This window comes from Pseudomonas sp. PS02288 (genome assembly GCF_029959715.1).
Classification (GTDB): domain Bacteria; phylum Pseudomonadota; class Gammaproteobacteria; order Pseudomonadales; family Pseudomonadaceae; genus Pseudomonas_O; species Pseudomonas_O kuykendallii.
Window position 1 is genome coordinate 1 of sequence record NZ_JASCPA010000147.1, and the last position, 255, is coordinate 255.

At 67.1% G+C, this 255-nt stretch carries 1 protein-coding gene; it reads left to right on the forward strand.

From position 1 onward, the window contains the following. Positions 1–255 (forward strand): contractile injection system protein, VgrG/Pvc8 family (locus QMX85_RS23510; protein WP_282344963.1); only part of this gene is annotated, 255 nt, incomplete at both ends.

The window sequence follows — 255 nt, forward strand, 5'->3', positions numbered from 1 at the left end:
TCGGGCTGAGCGCGTCCTATCCCGAGCGCCTCTACTGCACCCAGTACGACGAGTCCGACCTGCACTTCGTCCAGCGCCTGTGCGAAGAGGAAGGCATCCACTACCACTTCGAGCACAGCGCCGCCGGCCACGTGCTGGTGTTCGGCGACGACCAGACGGTGTTTCCCCGACGCGCGCCCGTGGCCTACCAGCAGGACAGCGGCCTGGTCGCCGACCAGCCGGTGATCAAGCGCTTCGGTGTACGCCTGGAAACCC